The organism is Brachybacterium sp. sponge (assembly GCF_001613775.1).
Classification (GTDB): Bacteria; Actinomycetota; Actinomycetes; order Actinomycetales; family Dermabacteraceae; genus Brachybacterium; species Brachybacterium conglomeratum.
Map to the genome: position 1 here is coordinate 669,589 of NZ_LRMP01000001.1, position 14,493 is coordinate 684,081.

The following is a 14,493-nucleotide window of genomic DNA, read 5'->3' on the forward strand; positions in this document are numbered from 1 at the left end:
TCGGGCGGGGCCGACGGGGTCAGAGCGGGCCGATCATCACATGGCCGGCCCAGAGTCGGTCCTGGCCGGGGTCCTCGTCGTTCGCGCCGGTCCCGCAGGTGGGAAGCACGACCGTCGCGGAGATGATGCCGCCGTTGGCGCGCAGGGTGTCGCGGTCCACAGGACCGTGGACGAGCAGCCAGCCGGTGGTGTCCTCCCCGCCCCATGAGACCTCCTCCATGATCAGGATCGACTCGGTGATGCCCTGCTCCTGCAGGCACTGCGCGGCATCGAAGCTGGTCATCGGCTGGATCGTGCCGGTGTCGACGAGCCGTTGGACCTCGGTGCCGAGGGTCGCCTCAGTGACAACGGTCAGACCGGTCGAATTCTTCCCGGTGCCCGAGGCGGAGTCGACGGAGGCCCCGGCCATGTGGGAGGCGCTGGTGGTGGACTTCTCCAGGGCGGTGGCGAGCTGCAGGCCGAGCAGTGCCGCGATGACCAGGGCGATGATCATCATCGGCAGCGGGATGCCGAGCACCGAGCGGATGCGCGGCCTGCCGGTGCCCCCACGTTGTGCAGGGCCCCGGCGCACAGTGCGGGGGGTCATCCGACCTGGATCTCCGCGATGCGGGCGCGATAGCGGCCCTGCTCGTTGCTGTCCGGCGGCAGCTCCGGGATCCACAGTGCGACCTCGTCGGCCTCGACGGGCTCCGGGGTCTCCAGCAGCACCTCGCCGTCACCGGCGAGCTCGCCGCTGGCGAGCACGTCGCCGAGGGAGCCGTCGTCGTGCACGGCCCGCAGCTCGATCAGCCCGCCGGTGTTGCGTGCGGTGGTGACCTTGACGGTCCTGAGCGTGGACTGCTCGGCGAAGGTCAGCCGCACGCCCGCGCCCTCCTTGAGACCGCCGTAGTCGGCGCTCTGGTAGTGCTTGGTGGACCAGAAGGTCCCCGGGTCGCCGTCGGTCATGCGGTCCTGCTGATCGGCGTTGTCGGGCTCGAGGTCGGTGCCCTGGGTGAACACCTCGACCCCGGTGAGCTCGGGGGCGGGCAGCTCCGGCTCCTCCGTGTCCGTGGGGGTCGGCTCGGCGGGCGCCTCGCCGGTGTCCTCCTCGACGGGCGTGGTCGTCTCGGGCTGGGCGGTCGCCAGCGGGTCCGCGATGATCTCGCGGAGGTCGCGGGTGATGGCGGTGACCGCGAAGACCAGCGCGAGCATGACCACGATGACGCCGCCGACGACGATCCACTGCGACTGCAGGGAGCGCTTCTCGCGGTCCCGGGGACCGAGGGCGAAGGTGTCGGGGTCGTCGGCGTCGACGGCGACGCCGACCACGTCGCGCAGCAGGGAGCCGCGCGAGTGCGGGACCGTCGTCTCCTCGGGGGTCTCGTCCAGATAGGAGGTGCGGCGGCCCTGGACCACGATCGGGCCGGTCTCGTGGGCGGCGGGGCCTGCGGCGGCGCCGACGGCCGGCATCGCCGCGGTGGGCTCGTCCTCGCCCGCGGCGGCGTTCGGCTCTGCGGCGCTGGACTGCTGGGGAGCGACCGACGGGGTGGGGGCGGCGTGGTCCGCCGTCGGCGCGATCGCGCCGGCCCCGGGCTGCTCGGCGCGCCCGTCGCTGCCCGCGGGCGAGCCGGCGGGGCTCAGCGGCCAGTGCGTCCCCGAGGTGCGCGAGGGGATCTGCTGCGTCGCCTCGGGTGCGGCCGACGGGGACTGCCCGGCCGACGGTGACTGCTGGGCGGACGGGGACTGCGCTGCGGCGGCGCCTGCGGCTCCGGCCCCGCCGGCGGCTGCGGCGAGGCCTGCGGCTCCCGCCGCACCGGTCCCCGACGCGGCGGAGTCCTGCTCCGCGTCGGTCGCTTGAGCCGCCTCCGCCTGCGGCCGACGGGGCTGGGTGATGTCGAGGTGGCCCGGGAACGGGCTGGTGCCCCGCTTCTCGTCGAGATGCAGGTCCTTCACGAGGGTCGCGGCCGCCGCGGAGTGGTCCTCCCGCGGCGCCGCCGGGGTCTCCTCGCCGGCAGGGGCGTCCTGGCCCGCGGAGGCGCCGTCGTCCGTGGGCGCGTTCTCGCCCGTGGTGGCCGCGCTCGCTGCGGAGACGGGAGCGGTCTCGCTCGCCGCGGCCTGCGCCTCGTCCGCTCGCGAGTCCGCCGACCGCTCGTCGACGACCTGCTCCTCGCCTGCGCGTTCCGCGGCGTCGTCGACGGGCGAAAGGGCCGCAGTGCTCTCGCCGGCGTCGCCACCGGTCACTCCCGCGTCCGCGCCCGATCCGGAAGGCTCCTGCGCCGACGTCGTGCCCGCGACCACGGCGGCACCTGTCACCGCACCGGCAGCTCCGGCAGCGGCAGCGCCTGCCCCGACGGCCGGACCGGCGGCGCCCCTCTCCTCGTCCTCCCGCGCGTCCCGGGTCGCGGACCCCGCGTCGACCGCCCCTGCGGTCTCCGCAGCGGCCTCCGGGCGATCATCGTCGCCCGACGCAGCTCCGGCACCCGACGCCCCGCCGGCGGCGCCGCGCGGATACGCCTCGAAGGTCACCGGGATGGACTGCCACGGCTCGAGCGCCTCGATCAGCCCGCGGGTGGTCTCGGGGATGTCGTCGGCGGACTCGTTGAGCACCAGGTCGCACAGCAGGTCGAGGTCCGCGGGGATCTCTGTGTCCACGAGCGTCGAGGGCCGCGGCACGGTGCCGGTGCCGTCGTGCTGGGGGGTGCGGCCGGTGAGCGCCCGGTAGAGCAGGGCGACCAGCGCCGCGGTGTCCTGGAAGGAGGCGACCTCCCTGGAGCGGTCCAGGCCGGGGTGCGAGGCGGCCTCGACGCCGATGCCGAGGATGTGCACGCCGCCGGAGCGGGTGTCGACGAAGACGCGGTTGGAGTCGAGGAACTGATGGCGCACGCCGCGGCGCCGGGCGGCCTCGAGGCCGGTCGCGGCCTCGCCGATGATCGCGCGCGCCGTCTCGGGGTGCATCGGACCGTCGGTCAGTAGCGCCGCGAGCGGCGGGGCGGGAGGCATCGGGTACTCCACGACCGTCGTCGGCCCGTCCTCGGGCGCACCGGTCGAGGTGGTGTCGGACTCCTCCCGGGGGTCGTCGAGCACGACGATCTCCCGGACGGGCAGCAGACGGGGCTCCTCGACGAGATAGGCGCGGCGCACCGCATCGGCCGCCTCGAGCGCGGCCTCGCCGCGGACGATGAACAGCACCACGGACTCGCCGGTCGCGACGGAGCGGGCGCGGCGCCAGACGGCGCCGTCGGCCACACCGGACAGCGGGATCCTGCCCTCGAGGGTCCACCTCGCGTGCAGTGCATCCTGCTCGGGGTTCGTGCTCACGGACCCTCCCTCTCCTCGTCCGGCGGGTCGATGCCCGTCATCTGCGTCGACCATGCTACGAGGTCGCCCCCGCTCCGCGACGGCGCAGCCTCAGGACCAGGCGTCGCGTCGCACCGACCAGCTGGCGCACCTCCGGCACGCGCAGCACGTGCCCTGCCGCCGTGAACACCACGATCATCACCGCGCCGATCACCATGCCGAGCACCACCGCGAGCGCGCGGTGCTGCCAGATCAGGCCGTCGAGCAGGGCCACGAGGCCCGTGCCGGCCGCCCAGCTCACCGCGCCGGCGGCGATCAGCTTCCCGAGCAGCAGCGCCTCGGCGCGCAGGCTCGGCGGCGCCACCTCGTGCCGTGCGGCATGACGTCGCAGCTGCCACAGCCCGAACAGCCAGGCCAGCAGGTTGCCGAGGCTGGTCGCGCCCGCCGCGCTCATCGCCGCGTACCGCGGGTCCACGAGCGTGAGGATCACCGGCACGGAGATCAGCGTGACCGCGGCGATCGGGATCTGCGCGAGGAACGGGGTGCGCGCGTCCTCGTAGGCGTAGAACAGCCGCTTGATCAGGTACAGGGACGCGAAGGGCATCAGGCCCAGCATGTAGGCCACCAGCACGCTGCCGTTGGCACGCGCGCCGATCTCGCCGGTGCCGCCGCCGATCACCCACATGATCGGCCCGGACAGCGCGACGAACACCGCCGTGCACAGCACCATCGGCACCGACAGCATCCGGTTGGTGTCCGTGTAGCGGGCCAGCGCCCCGGCATGGTCCTCCGCGGCGGCGCTGCGGGAGATGGACGGGAACGCGGCGGTGACCAGGGTGACCGCGATGATGCCCTGCGGGATCATGAACGCGAGATACGCCCATTCCAGGGTCAGCAGCGCCGGATAGCGGGCCGCGAGCTCGGGCTGCCCCTGCAGCTGCTCGGTCATCCGCACCGCGCCGCCGGTCGCCCAGCGAGACGCCCAGATGCCCAGCTGCCCGAGGCCCAGCATCGCCAGCGACCACAGCCCGATCCGGGAGAGCTTGCCGAGCCCGAGGCCGCGCAGCCCCCACTTCGGGCGCAGGCGCAGGTCGAGTTTCTTGACATACCAGAACAGGAACACGACCTGCGCCGCGGAGCCGCCGACGTTGATCAGCGCCATCGCCGCGATCATCGGGGTCGTCCACTGCGCGGGATCGCCGACGGTGCCCCACAGGCCCAGGAACAGCGCCGCCCCGAGGATGCCGACGAGGTTGTTGAGCACCGGCGCCCACTGGTACGGGCCGAAGGAGTCGTGGGCGTTCAGCAGCTGCCCGCACATCACGTACAGGGCCGAGAAGAAGATCTGCGGCATCATCCAGTAGCCCAGCTGGACCGCGAGCGCATAGGTCGCCGGCGGCAGCACGCCGCTGGTGAGGGTGAGCAGCAGCGGCACCGCCACCATGCACACGACGGTCACGCCGAGGGACAGCGCCGCGACCAGGGTCATCAGGCGCGAGATGTAGTCGCTGCCGCGATCGGGCCGTTTCACGGCGCGCACGATCGCGGGCACCAGGATCGCGTTCAGGGTGCCGCCGCCGACCAGCAGCCAGATGGTGTTGGGCAGGGTGTTCGCGGCGGAGAAGGCGTTGGCCGCCGAGGACATGGAGCCGCCGAGGATCGCGCCGAACAGGAAGTTCCGCACGAAGCCGAGCAGGCGGGAGACCATCGACCCCGAGGCCATGAGCACGCTCGCCTGCAGCAGCCTCGAGCGGCTGGAGGGGCTGCCGTGGCGGCGGTGGCGGGGTATGTGATGAACCCTGCGGACCCGGCGGGTGGTGCTCATCGGGGGTCCTCCTCGGGGGCGTCGTCGGGGTCGTGGTCAGGGGCATCGTCGGGGTCGGGCGCGGTCTCGGGCCTCTCGTCGGGCCTGCCTGCGGGGTCCCCGTCGCGGTGCCTCGCCCGCTCGATCCAGGTCCGCTCCGGCACCGAGGTGTCCAGCGTGGTGCGGCCCGTGCGGGCGAGCTCCTCCGGGTCCTCGGGGCCGCGGATCGCGGGGGCGCGGGTGCTGGAGCCGGTGCGGCGCGCGCGGGCGACGCCGACGACGACCAGCAGGCCCATCGCGATGACGAGCAGGAGCGTGGTCCAGTTCTCCCACGACGGGTTCACCGTCAGCGGCACGTCGACGGGGTCGGTCAGCTGCCGGTCGTCCTCGGTCGTGAGGGTGGTGGTGAGGGTGACGGAGCCGTTGGCGACCGCCTCCACGTCCACGCTCGCGTTGGTCTGGCCGTGCGCCGGGACGGTGACCACGGCCGGCTCCCCGACCTGGACCAGGGGCCGGTCGGAGGTGACCGTGACCTTCACGGTGATCGGGGTGTCCAGGCCGTTGGTGATCGTGATGGGCACGGCGGCGGTGTCGGAGACGACGTTGTAGCCGGAGGCGGGGACCACCTGGATCCGGTCCTGCAGGGCGTCGGCCCGCTCGGCGGCGTCCTGCGCCCGGGCGGCCGGGGTCCCGGGATCCCCGCGCCAGGCGAGGGAGGTCGCGGAGAGGATCTCGCGGCGCGCCGCGTCCAGCGGGGCGTCGTCCTCCATCGCCGCGCTGAGCGCGTCGAGCCGGCGCCACGTGCCCTCGAGGTCCTCGAGCACCGCCGGGTCCAGCAGCTGCGCCTCGGTCGTCTCCTCGAGCACCCGCCAGCTCCCGTCGGACGGGCCGGAGGGGTGCACGTCCTCGGCCTGCAGCCGGCCGAGCGCGTACGGCTCCTCGCCGTCGGCGCCCGGGTCGGTGGTCCAGGCCTGCTGGTCCGCGGTGTCCAGCAGCGTCGAGGTGCGGCCCGACTCGATCCAGGGCGCCTCGGCGAAGGCGTCGAGCACCGCCCCGGCGGACGCGGGGTCCAGGTCCGCCCCGGCCGACGGGGAGATCAGCAGGTGGCGGGGCGCGCGGGAGTACTCGGAGGCGATCGTGGCGGTCTCGGCGAGCAGCCGCTGACGGGTCTGCTCCGCGTCCGAGTCCCCGGTCAGCTGCGAGAACTCCTCGGAGAGCACGGGATCGGGGGCGAGCACGGACAGCTGCGCGCCCTCGGTGCGGGAGGACTCGTACACGCCCACCGAGCTCGGGGTCACCGAGGAGCTCGGGTCGGGGCGCAGCGAGCTGGAGGGCACCACGGCGGCGGTCGCGCCGACCTCGATCATGTCCTCGAGGGCCTCGGCATCCGCCTCCGCGCCGGGGACGCCGAGGACCTGGGCGCGGGGCGAGATGCCGCGGGCCTCCCACACCCCGTCGGCCGCGTCCCGGGCGGCGCCCTCGAGCAGCATCGCCCCGGACTCCCGCAGGCTCACCAGATCGGCGCCCGCGTAGGGGGCGGCGAGCACGGTGCGCTCGCCGACGGCGGCGTCGAGCTCGTCGGCGATCGCGGTGGACGCCGGGTCGGGGCGCAGGGACGGCGCGGCCGAGGAGCCCTCCGCCTCCTCGCCGCCGTCGGCCTCGGGCTCGGGCAGGGTCGGCGGATCCATCAGCGCGGGATCCAGCCACCAGTCGACGTCCTCGCGGGCGGCGAGGGCCCGCAGGGAGGCGAGCCGCCCCTGCTCGGCGGAGGCCGCGTGCTCCTCCGGGGCGAGCACCGCGGAGGCGGCGTCGGCCTCGGACACCGGCAGCAGCGTGGACTGGGTGATGGTCTCCTCGGCGCCGTCGGGCCGCCACACTGCGAAGGTGCGCAGGCCCGCGAGCGGCTCGTCGTCCGCGACGGCGGTGAGGGAGACGCGGCGCGTCCCCCAGTAGTAGGTCTCCTCCGAGTAGCCGAGCTCCTCCGCGGTGGCCTCGACGACGAGGGTGGTGCTCTCCCCGGGCGCGAGGCTCGCGGGCGGGGTCCCGGAGGCGGTGGCCAGCGCCGGTCCCTCGACGTCGGGCCCGGTCTCGGCCTGCCAGCTCGCGAGGGCCCCCCGGTCGGTGACCCGGGAGGTGCGGGTGCGCAGCTCGAGGTCGAGGTCCGTCAGCGGCGCGGAGGAGGCGTTGGTCACCTCGACCTCGGCACGGAGCGTGCCGCCGGGGGCGAGGGAGGTGGGGGTCAGTGAGACGAGGTCCATGGTCACCGGCGCGTCGTCGTCCGGGACAGGCGGGGCCGACGGGCCCGCCGCGGGCGCGGCCGGCGCGGCCGGGAGCGCGGTCGCCGGGCCGCTGACCAGCACTGATGAGGCGATGACCAGTGCCGTCAGCAGTGCCGCGAGCACCGGGCGCACGGCAGGTTGGGACGACGGCATGGGGACACTGTAAGCGGCCGCTACCGTAGAGGCGCCGAGGAGGCGCGCCCGCCTCCACGACATCTCCATCCCCTCCTCCCCTGGACAGGACCGCCCGTGACCGAACCTGCCGACGAGACCGCCGAGCGCCTCGCGACCGCCCGCACCCGTGCCGCCTCGATGTTCCGGGCCCTGCCCGAGGAGGTCCACGAGCTGGGGAGGCTGTTCGAGGCCGCCGGCCACGAGCTCGCCCTGGTGGGTGGGCCGGTGCGGGACGCGGTGCTGGGCCGCTCGAGCGCCGACCTCGACTTCACCACCTCCGCCCGGCCCGAGCAGACCGAGGCGATCCTCCGCTCCTGGACGCGGGACGGGGCGATCTGGGACATGGGGCGCGACTTCGGCACCCTCGGCGGGGTGCGTGACGGGGTGAAGGTCGAGATCACGACCTATCGCACCGAGTCCTACGACCCGGCCTCCCGCAAGCCGCAGGTCGAGTACGGCGACACCCTCGAGGGCGATCTCTCCCGCCGCGACTTCACCGTCAACGCGATGGCGGTGCGCCTGCCCTCCCTCGAGCTGGTCGACCCCTTCGACGGGCTCGCCGACCTCGCCCGTACCCTGCTGCGCACCCCGGTCGCGCCCGTGCAGTCCTTCGACGACGACCCGCTGCGGATGATGCGTGCGGTCCGCTTCGTCGCCCAGCTCGGCTTCCGGATCGAGGACGCCACGGCCGACGCGATCGAGCAGCTCGCGGAGCGGATCACGATCGTCTCCGCCGAGCGGGTGCGGGAGGAGCTGGTCAAGCTCATGCTCGGCGCCCATCCCCGCGGCGGCCTCGAGCTGATGACCGAGCTGGGCCTGGCCGCGCACGTGCTGCCCGAGCTGCCGGCCCTGCAGCTCGAGATCGACGAGCACCACCACCACAAGGACGTCTACGAGCACACCCTCACCGTGCTCGACCAGGCCATCGACCTCGAGAGCCCGGCCGGCTCGGGAGGGCCCTGCGAGGGCCCCGACCTGGTGCTGCGCCTTGCCGCGCTGATGCACGACGTGGGCAAGCCCGCCACGCGCCGCTTCGAGGAGGGGGGCGCGGTGACCTTCCGCTTCCACGAGACCGTCGGCGCGAAGATGACCGCGAAGCGGATGAAGGCCCTGACCTTCGACAAGGACACCACCAAGAAGGTGGCGCGCCTGGTGGAGCTGCATCTGCGCTTCCACGGCTACGTCGACTCGCCGTGGACCGACTCGGCGGTGCGCCGCTACGTCACCGACGCCGGCGACCTGCTGCAGCACCTCCACCGCCTCACGCGCGCCGACGTCACCACGCGCAACCGGCGCAAGGCCCGCACCCTCGCCCGCGCCTACGACGAGCTCGAGGCCCGCATCGACCATCTCGCCGAGCAGGAGGAGATCGGGCGGATCCGTCCCGACCTCGACGGCAACCGGATCATGGAGATCCTCGACCTGCCGCCCGGCCGCGAGGTGGGCGAGGCGTACAAGCATCTGCTCGAGCTGCGGATGGAGCACGGCCCGCTCGGCGCCGAGCGCGCCGAGCAGGAGCTGCGTGCCTGGTGGGAGGCCCGGACCGAGGGGTAGGGCCCTCCCGCCCCCGGGTGCGGGGCGGTGTGAGCGAGGCCGCACGGCTCGTGCACACCCTGTGTGTTTCGCCGCCGGATCGTTCCGTCGGGACCGGGTCGTGCCCATACTGGGGAGCTGGACGCTGCCGCGCCCTCATCCGTCCGTGCCCCCGAAGGACCAGGAGCAGCCATGAGCGAGTCCCGACGCCCGTCGAACGGCGGCGGCAACCGTCGCGCCGCGGGTGTGCGCCGCACGCCCTCCGGGAAGTCCGCGAAGGGCGGCGCCGCCAAGGGCAGCAGCCGCAGCGGCTCCTCGAAGAGCACCGGCAGCGCCAAGGGCACCAGCCGCACCTCGTCGTCGAAGGGGACCTCCGGCGCGAAGGCCGGCGCCGCCGGCGCCACGTCGGCCGCCTCCGCGAGCTCCGCGAAGCGCCCCACCTCCCGCACCTCCGTGAGCGCCCGCCACGCCGGCGCCGCCCCGAAGGGCGCGGGGAAGGGCCGCGGCAAGAAGGTCGCGGCGACGAACTTCCTGAACTACCCCCGCGCCGGGAGGAAGAACCCCTGGCGCTGGATTCCCTCGCTGCGCATGATCGTCGGCGCCATGGCGCTGTTCGTGCTGGCCGGCCTCGGCTTCGCGGTGTGGCTGTACAACGACACCGAGGTGCCCGAGCCCTCCGACTTCGCGCTCGCCCAGACCTCTCGCGTCTACTTCGCCGACGGCGAGACCGAGATGGGCAAGTTCAGCGAGATCAATCGCACCGAGCTCCCGGCAGACGAGGTCCCCGACAACGTCAAGCAGGCCGTCGTCGCGAGCGAGGACTCGAGCTTCTACGAGAACCGCGGCGTCTCCCCGCGCGGCATCGTCCGCGCCTTCGTCAACAACCTCCAGGGCGGGGCCCGCCAGGGCGGCTCCACCATCACCATGCAGTACGTGGAGCGGTACTACACCGGCACCGAGACCTCCTACGTCGGCAAGGCGAAGGAGGCGATCATGGCGCTGAAGGCGGACCAGGAGCTCTCCAAGGACGAGATCCTCTCCCGCTACCTCAACACCATCTACTTCGGCCGCGGCGCGTACGGCGTGCAGGAGGCCTCCCAGGCCTACTTCGGCAAGGACGCCTCCGAGCTCACCGACGCGGAGGCCGCGCTGCTGGTCGCCGTGATCCCGAGCCCCTCGACCTACGATCCGGCGAACGATCCGGAGAAGTCCACGCAGCTGTGGGACCGGGTAATCACCCGTCAGGTCGCCGAGGAGCAGATGACCCCCGCCGAGGCGGACGCCCTCGAGTTCCCCGAGACGATCGAGCCGAACTCCGAGAACTCCCTCGGCGGCACCAACGGCTATCTCCTGTCGCAGGTGCGCAACGAGCTGATCGCCGAGGGCTTCACCGAGGACGAGATCAACACCGGCGGCTTCACCATCGTCTCCACGATCGACCCCGCGATCCAGGAGAACACCGTGCAGGCCGTCGAGAACCTGCCCGAGGACCGGCCCGAGAACAACCGCGTGGGCACCGTGACGATGGACCCCTCCACCGGTGCGATCCGCGGCATGTACGGCGGCGCCGACTACGTCACCCAGGCGCAGAACGACGCGACCCAGTCCCGGATGCAGGCCGGCTCGATCTTCAAGACCTTCACCCTCATCGCCGCGCTCGAGGACGGCTACCCGCTGGACTCCCGCTGGGACGGCAACTCGCCGAAGACCTTCCGCGGCGGCTGGACGGTGAAGAACTTCAACGACGTCGACTACGGGCGGGTGACCCTCGAGAAGGCGACCACCAACTCGATCAACACCGCCTACGCGGAGGCGAACCTCGAGATCGGCCCCGAGCGCACCCAGGAGACCGCGATCTCCCTGGGCCTGCCGGAGGACACCCCGGGCCTGAACGCGGAGTCCTCGAACGTGCTCGGCTCCGCCTCCCCGACGGTCGCGGAGATGGCCGAGGTGTACGGCTCGATCGCCTCCGGCGGCGTGCACCGCGACAGCTACGTCGTGCAGTCCGTGTCCCGGCCCGACGGCTCCTCGCGCTACGAGCACGAGACCACCGACACCCAGGGCATGGACGAGGAGGTCGCGATCAACGCGACCGTCGCCCTGCAGGGCCCGCCCACCCAGGGCTCCGCCCGCGACCTGCAGAACGTCATGGACGGCCGCCCGGTCGCCGGCAAGACCGGCACCTCGGAGAGCTTCCGCTCGGCCTGGTTCGTGGGCTTCACCCCGCAGCTGGTCACCGCCGTGGGCATGTTCCAGCCCTCGGCCGACGGCACCTCCGAGGAGACCCTGACCCCCTTCGGCGGCGAGGACAACATCACCGGCGGCACCTTCCCCACCCAGATCTGGGGCGACATCATGTCGACCTCCCTGGAGGGCGAGGAGTACCTCGAGTTCCCCGAGGAGGTGCAGCTGGACAACGAGACGCAGGAGCGCAGCTACGTCCCGCCGCCCACGCAGGAGCCCGAGCCGACCCAGGCCCCGGAGCCGACGCAGGAGGAGCCCAGCGAGGAGCCGACGACGGAGGAGCCCACCACCGAGGAGCCGACCACGGAGGAGCCCACCACCGAGGAGCCGACCACGGAGGAGCCGACGACGGAGGAGCCCGAGCCCACCGAGCAGCCCCCGTCGGAGGAGCCGCCCGCGGACGAGGAGCCCCCTGCGGACCAGCCCACCGAGGAGCCGCCGGCCGACGAGCAGGGTGGCGACGAGGAGGCCGAGGCTGGCCTCCCCGAGGTCGAGGACCTGCTGCCCGGCGAGGGCCAGGGGCTCGGCGGCGGCCGCGAGGGCCGCGGCGGCAGCCGAGAAGGGGACTGACCGTGGCCGCCCGCTGCGAGCAGTGCCGCAACCGGATCCGCGGGAGGGTGCACCGCTCGATCACGGGACGCCGACTGTGCGAGAGCTGCCACACCCGCCTGATGGGGCAGACCGCCGGCTTCATGGCCGGCGGCGGCGTCCCGAACGCGATCTCCACCGGAGGCTGGTTCGCCCGCGCCAAGCGCGCCATGCGCGGGAACCGGTCGAAGGGCTGATCGCGAGGTCGGCCGGGCAGGCGCCTGCTGATCTCCTCGGACCGATCGGCCCGGCCGCACGGACCGATCGTTCTGCGCACTGCCCTGCACGAACGCCCGGGCGACTGTCGGTCCGCCGCGTACACGCCTACCGTGACCTGCGTCAGCGATGACCCGCGCGAGCCCCCGAGGAGACACGTCATGACCCCTCCAAAGAAGACCCCCACCCCCGCTCCCGGCCGGCCCGGCAGCCGTCCGCCCCAGCTCGAGGAGCCGACCACACCGGACGGGCCCCTCCCGCCGAAGCCCGATCAGCAGGGTGCGCAGCCGCGCACGCCCACCGGTGCCGAGCCGGGACCGGAGCACAGCACGAACGCCCAGCAGGGTGCCTTTCTGACCACCTCGCAGGGAGCGCGGCTGCGCGACACCGACCACTCGCTGAAGGCGGGAAGACGCGGCCCCGTGCTGCTGCAGGACCACCACCTGCGCGAGAAGATCACCCACTTCGACCACGAGCGGATCCCCGAACGGGTAGTCCATGCTCGCGGCGCCGCCGCCCATGGGGTCTTCGAGGGGTACGGCACCGCGGAACCCGTGTGCCGCGCCGGATTCCTTGCCAAGGGGAAGCGCACCGAGGTGTTCACCCGCTTCTCCACCGTCGTCGGCTCGCGCGGCTCGATGGACACCGCCCGGGACACGCGCGGCTTCGCCACGAAGTTCTACACCGACGAGGGCACCTTCGACCTGGTCGCCAACAACATCCCGGTGTTCTTCATCCAGGACGGCATCAAGTTCCCCGACGTCGTCCACGCCGCCAAGCCCCATCCCGATCGGGAGATCCCCCAGGCCCAGAGCGCGCACGACACCTTCTGGGACTTCGTCTCCCTGCACACCGAGGCTCAGCACCACACCCTGTGGTTCATGGGCGATCGCGGCATCCCGCGGTCCTACCGGATGATGGAGGGCTTCGGGATCCACACCTTCCGGCTCGCGAACGCCGACGGGGAGACCTCGCTGGTGAAGTTCCATTGGAAGCCTCAGCTCGGCGTGCACTCGCTGACCTGGGAGGAGGCGCAGCTCCTGGGCGGCAACGACCCGGACTTCCACCGCCGCGACCTCGCCGATGCGATCGAGTCCGGCGCCCACCCCGGCTGGGAGCTCGGGATCCAGGTGTTCCCCGACAACGAGGAGCAGAGCTTCGAGGGCATCGACCTGCTGGACCCCACGAAGTTCGTGCCCGAGGAGCTGGCGCCGGTGCAGCCCATCGGCCGGCTCACCCTGGACCGCAACCCCAGCAACTACTTCGCCGAGACCGAGCAGGTCGCCTTCAACCCCGGCCATCTGGTGCCGGGCATCGACGTCACCGATGATCCGCTGCTGCAGGTGCGGCTGTTCTCCTACGTCGACACCCAGCTCACCCGGCTCGGCGGGCCGAACTTCGCGCAGCTGCCGATCAACCGTGCGCACGCCCCGGTCAACGACATGCTCCGGGACGGCTACGGTCAGCAGGGCGACCACGCCGGTGTCGCGCCCTATCAGCCGAACTCCCTGGACGGCGGCTGCCCGTTCATGGCGGGCGAGATGGACGACGCCTTCGAGGATCTGCCGGTCCGGGTGCCCGAGGGGGTGAAGGAGCGGGAGCTCTCGGCCACCTTCGAGGACCACTTCAGCCAGGCCCGCCTCTTCTGGCGCAGCATGACGCCGGTCGAGAAGGACCACATCGTCGACGCGTACTCCTTCGAGCTCGGCAAGTGCTACGAGAACACGATCAAGGAGCGCCAGCTGCAGAGCCTGGCGAACATCGACGGCGAGCTCTGCGCGCGGGTCGCTTCGGCCCTCGGCCTGCCCGCCCCGGAGCCGACGGTCCCGGCAGACGGGTCCGAGGAGGGGCCGGCCACCAGCGCACCGCTGTCCCAGCTCGGCGGCAGCTGGCCCGTCGACGGCAGGAAGATCGGCATCGTCGTCGACCCCGAGGCGGACAACGCGGGCCTGCTGGATCTGCACGAGGCGATCGTCGCCGCCTCGATGACCCCGCTGGTCATCGCGCCGCGCGGCGGCGAGGTCGCCGGAGTGCCGGTGGCTCGCACGCTCGGCACCGCCGCCTCCGTCGAGGTGGACGCCCTGCTGCTCGCCGGCAACCCGCTCCTGGCCCCGGACTCCCGCCCGTCGGTGGACTCGAAGGCCGGCGCGCCCGGGGACGGCGAGGTCGAGCCGCGGGTGGGCAAGCTGATCGACGAGTGCTGGCGCCACGCGAAGGCGATCGGCGCCTGGGGCCCCGGCCGCGAGGCGCTCGAGGCGCGCACCGCCCCCGGCGGCGCAGGGCTCGTCGCCGGCGAGGACGGCGAGAGCGTGCTCGGCGAGATCATCGCCCTGCTCGGGAGCCATCGCGTCTGGGAGCGGTTCCCCGCGGGCGCCTGAG

8 protein-coding genes are annotated in these 14,493 nt (G+C 73.2%); 4 read left to right on the forward strand and 4 right to left on the reverse strand.

Annotated features, from left to right (window positions below; all coding sequences use genetic code 11):
- Positions 1–19: 19 nt before the first annotated feature.
- Genes A4A78_RS02975 through A4A78_RS02990 form a run of 4 tightly spaced genes read right to left on the reverse strand, consistent with a single transcriptional unit; the run spans position 20 to position 7,512 of the window.
- Positions 20–586, reverse strand: a complete 567-nt coding sequence (locus tag A4A78_RS02975) for a hypothetical protein (protein WP_062946924.1) — start codon at positions 584–586, stop codon at positions 20–22.
- Positions 583–3,297, reverse strand: a complete 2,715-nt coding sequence (locus tag A4A78_RS02980) for a hypothetical protein (RefSeq protein ID WP_062946925.1) — start codon at positions 3,295–3,297, stop codon at positions 583–585. The genes A4A78_RS02975 and A4A78_RS02980 overlap by 4 nt, the downstream gene beginning before the upstream one ends.
- 55 nt (positions 3,298–3,352) lie before the next feature.
- Complete coding sequence (gene murJ / locus A4A78_RS02985) at positions 3,353–5,101, reverse strand: murein biosynthesis integral membrane protein MurJ (protein WP_062946926.1); 1,749 nt, start codon at positions 5,099–5,101, stop codon at positions 3,353–3,355.
- Positions 5,098–7,512: a DUF6049 family protein gene (locus A4A78_RS02990; RefSeq protein WP_231880815.1), complete on the reverse strand. Its 2,415-nt coding sequence runs from the start codon at positions 7,510–7,512 to the stop codon at positions 5,098–5,100. Before A4A78_RS02990 ends, murJ begins: the two co-directional genes overlap by 4 nt.
- Before the next feature lie 96 nt (positions 7,513–7,608).
- Here A4A78_RS02990 and A4A78_RS03000 point away from each other — a divergent pair, with 96 nt between their 5' ends.
- The 4 genes from A4A78_RS03000 to A4A78_RS03015 all read left to right on the forward strand — a co-directional run bounded on the left by A4A78_RS03000 (position 7,609) and on the right by A4A78_RS03015 (position 14,492).
- Positions 7,609–9,087 carry a CCA tRNA nucleotidyltransferase gene (locus A4A78_RS03000; RefSeq protein WP_062946929.1) on the forward strand — a complete coding sequence of 493 codons (1,479 nt, stop codon included), beginning with the start codon at positions 7,609–7,611 and terminating at the stop codon, positions 9,085–9,087.
- Between the two features lie 171 nt (positions 9,088–9,258).
- Positions 9,259–11,880, forward strand: a complete 2,622-nt coding sequence (locus A4A78_RS03005; protein WP_062946930.1) for a transglycosylase domain-containing protein — start codon at positions 9,259–9,261, stop codon at positions 11,878–11,880.
- 2 nt (positions 11,881–11,882) lie between these two features.
- Positions 11,883–12,095, forward strand: a complete 213-nt coding sequence (locus A4A78_RS03010) for a hypothetical protein (protein WP_062946931.1) — start codon at positions 11,883–11,885, stop codon at positions 12,093–12,095.
- Between the two features lie 180 nt (positions 12,096–12,275).
- Positions 12,276–14,492: a catalase gene (locus tag A4A78_RS03015; protein ID WP_062946932.1), complete on the forward strand. Its 2,217-nt coding sequence runs from the start codon at positions 12,276–12,278 to the stop codon at positions 14,490–14,492.
- Position 14,493 lies beyond the last annotated feature (1 nt).

Coding starts and splice junctions, on each gene's coding strand:
- A4A78_RS02990 (WP_231880815.1), bottom strand. CDS start 7,512: ATGCCGTCGTCCCAACCTGCCGTGCGCCCGGTGCTCGCGGCACTGCTG.
- A4A78_RS03015 (WP_062946932.1), top strand. CDS start 12,276: ATGACCCCTCCAAAGAAGACCCCCACCCCCGCTCCCGGCCGGCCCGGC.
- murJ (WP_062946926.1), bottom strand. CDS start 5,101: ATGAGCACCACCCGCCGGGTCCGCAGGGTTCATCACATACCCCGCCAC.
- A4A78_RS02975 (WP_062946924.1), bottom strand. CDS start 586: ATGACCCCCCGCACTGTGCGCCGGGGCCCTGCACAACGTGGGGGCACC.
- A4A78_RS03005 (WP_062946930.1), top strand. CDS start 9,259: ATGAGCGAGTCCCGACGCCCGTCGAACGGCGGCGGCAACCGTCGCGCC.